The organism is Mycobacterium sp. 1245499.0, from assembly GCF_001673615.1.
Classification (GTDB): domain Bacteria; phylum Actinomycetota; class Actinomycetes; order Mycobacteriales; family Mycobacteriaceae; genus Mycobacterium; species Mycobacterium europaeum_A.
The window spans coordinates 1-2,716 of record NZ_LZMG01000064.1 but is presented as its reverse complement, the minus strand read 5'-3'; the positions used below and the strand labels follow the sequence as shown (position 1 = coordinate 2,716).

The following is a 2,716-nucleotide window of genomic DNA, read 5'->3' as shown; positions in this document are numbered from 1 at the left end:
CCGCCGCGCCGGCGTGCCCGCCCTCGATGTTCTCGTAGTAGAAGACCTGATGACCGGCGGCCTCGAGTGCTGCCGTCATCTTGCGGGCATGCCCCGGGTGCACCCGGTCATCGCGGGTGGAGGTGGTCATCAGCACCGGTGGGTAGCGGCGCGTCGCCGAAATGTTTTGGTATGGCGAGTATTCGGAGATGAATGCCCAGTCGTCGGGGTTGTCGGGGTCGCCGTACTCGGCGACCCAGGAGGCGCCGGCCAGCAGCAGGTGATAGCGCTTCATGTCCAGCAGGGGCACGCTGCACACCAGCGCCCCGAACCGCTCGGGGTACTGCGTCAGCATGATGCCCATCAGCAGGCCCCCGTTGCTGCCGCCCTGCGCCCCGAGCTGCTCGACCGTGGTGATGCCGCGATCCACCAAATCGGTTGCGACGGCGGCGAAGTCCTCGGCCACCTTGTGCCGGCCCTCCCGCATCGCCTGGGTGTGCCAGCCGGGACCGTATTCGCCCCCGCCGCGAATGTTGGCCAGGACGTAGGTGCCCCCACGGGCCAGCCACAGCCGGCCCAGCACGCCGCTGTAGCCCGGCGTGTTCGACGATTCGAAGCCGCCGTAGCCGTAGAGCAGGGTGGGCGCCGGCCCGTCGGCGGCCTGCGGACCGCCGGGCCGCACCACGAAGTAGGGGATCGACGTGCCGTCCTGTGACGTGACGAAGTTCTGTGTCACCGAGATGTTTTCGGCGTCGAAGAAGGCCGGCGCGGACTTGATCTGCTCGAGCCGGCCGTCGTCGGTTCCGCGCATCAGCCGTGACGGCGAGTCGAATCCGCTGGAATCCAAAAAGAATTCGTCGCCGGTGTCGTCGGCGGAGACGACGACGGTATTGGTCGCGGCGGGAATCCCGGCCACCGGCTCGCGTCGCCAGTCGCCTTGTGACGATCGCAAGCGCGGCGGAGCCGGGCGCAGCGGGTCGTCACGCGATGGCGGCGTGACGATCTCGACGCGGCTGGCCACGTCGGCGAGTGTGACGATCAGCAGCCGGTCCTTGGTCCACGTGTAGTGGTTGAGCGCGGTGTGCTCGTCGGGTTCGAACACCACCTGCAATTGCGCTGTGCCGGAGAGGAATTCCTCGTAATTCGCGGCCAGCAGCGAGCCGGCGGTATAGCTAAACTCGCCCAACGACCAGTCGCTGCGCAGCTCGATCAACAGCCATTCGCGGTGCAGGCTCACGCTGGCGTCGGTGGGCGCGTCGATGCGGATCAGTTCCGACCCGCGCAGCTCGTAGACCTCTTCGTTCCAGAAGTCCAAGGCCCGGCCGATCAGGGTGCGTTCGAACCCGGGGATCCGGCTGGCGCTGGCCACCACGTTGACGTCGGAGCGAGATCCCTCGAAGACCGTCTCGGCGTCGGCGAGGGGGATGCCGCGGCGCCATCGTTTGACCACCCGTGGATAGCCGGAGTCGGTCAGCGAATCCTCGCCGAAGTCGGTGCCGACCAGCACGGTGTCCGGATCGGCCCAGCTCACCTGCGACTTGGCCTCGGGTAGCGCGAACCCGTCGTCGACGAATTTCGTTGTTTCCATGTCGAATTCGCGCACGATGGAGGCGTCGGAGCCGCCGCGGGAGAGGCTGACCAACGCGCGGGTGTATTCCGGGTAGATGACGCCGGCGCCGGCCCACACCCACTTCTCGCCGTCGGCCCGACCCAGTTCGTCGACGTCGATCAGCACGTCCCACTCCGGGGAGTCGGTGCGGTAGCTGTCCAGGGTGGTGCGCCGCCACAGCCCGCGGGGGTTGGCCGCGTCGCGCCAGAAGTTGTAGAGGTACTCGCCTCGGCGGACCACGTAGGGGATGCGGGCGTCGGTGTCGAGCACCTCGAGCGCCTCGATGCGCATCCGCTCGAAATTCTCGTCGCGAAAGCGCGCCAGTGTCGGCTCGTTACGCGCCCGCACCCAGTCCAGCGCCTCGTCACCGGTGACGTCCTCGAGCCACAGGTATGGGTCCTCAGTCATGCCGCCATTCTTACGGCCGCAGGACGCGGGCCCTTACGTCGCCCTCGTAACCATCGCGGCCCACGGGATCTCGAGGGCGCCGTCGCGCTGGTAGGGCGTCAGCGACGGTGCGAGGGTCGCGCGGATCGCGTCGATCTGCGCGGGGTCCAGGGAGGCCACCAGTTCCACCACCGGGCCGGCGAGCCCGGTGACATGCGCCCAGTGCTCGTCCGGGCTGTCGAAACGCATGACCCCGGTGATCTCTTCGACGGCGACGTCCGCGAACCCGCCCGCATCGGCCAGGGCCCGGTTGCTTTCGGGGGTGGCGAGGGAGAAAGGACCGCCTGGGGCGAACGGGTCGCCGGGCGGCGTGACCCCGTTCTGCAGCATCGCGACCACCACGTGGAAGAGCCACGGGTTGCGGTCCGGCGGTCCCCACGTCGCGTAGGCGAACCGGCCGCCCGGCCGCAAGACCCGCCGGACCTCCGCGACCGCCCTCTGCTGCCCCGGCATGAGCATCAGCCCGAAGCGCGAAAGCACCCCGTCGATGCTGGCGTCCGGCAGATCGAGCTGTTCGGCGTCGAGTTCGCGACATTCGACGTTGTGCAGGCCCCGCTCGTCGGCCCCGCGACGCGCTGCCGCCACCATCTCGGGCGCAAAATCGCTGGAGATCAGGCGGCCCGTGGGACCGAGCCGGTCCGCGACGAGAAAGCCGGTCTCGCCTGGGCCCGCCGCCACCTC

The 2,716-nt window shown here is 69.0% G+C and carries 2 protein-coding genes; both read right to left on the bottom strand.

All coding sequences use genetic code 11. The features are described 5' to 3' along the window. A partial coding sequence (locus tag A5646_RS03245) for a prolyl oligopeptidase family protein (RefSeq protein ID WP_067019804.1) occupies positions 1–1,996 on the bottom strand: 1,996 nt, incomplete at its 3' end. A 33-nt stretch (positions 1,997–2,029) separates the two neighbouring features. Further along, positions 2,030–2,716: class I SAM-dependent methyltransferase (locus A5646_RS03240; protein ID WP_067019801.1), on the bottom strand; the 687-nt coding region annotated here is incomplete at its 5' end.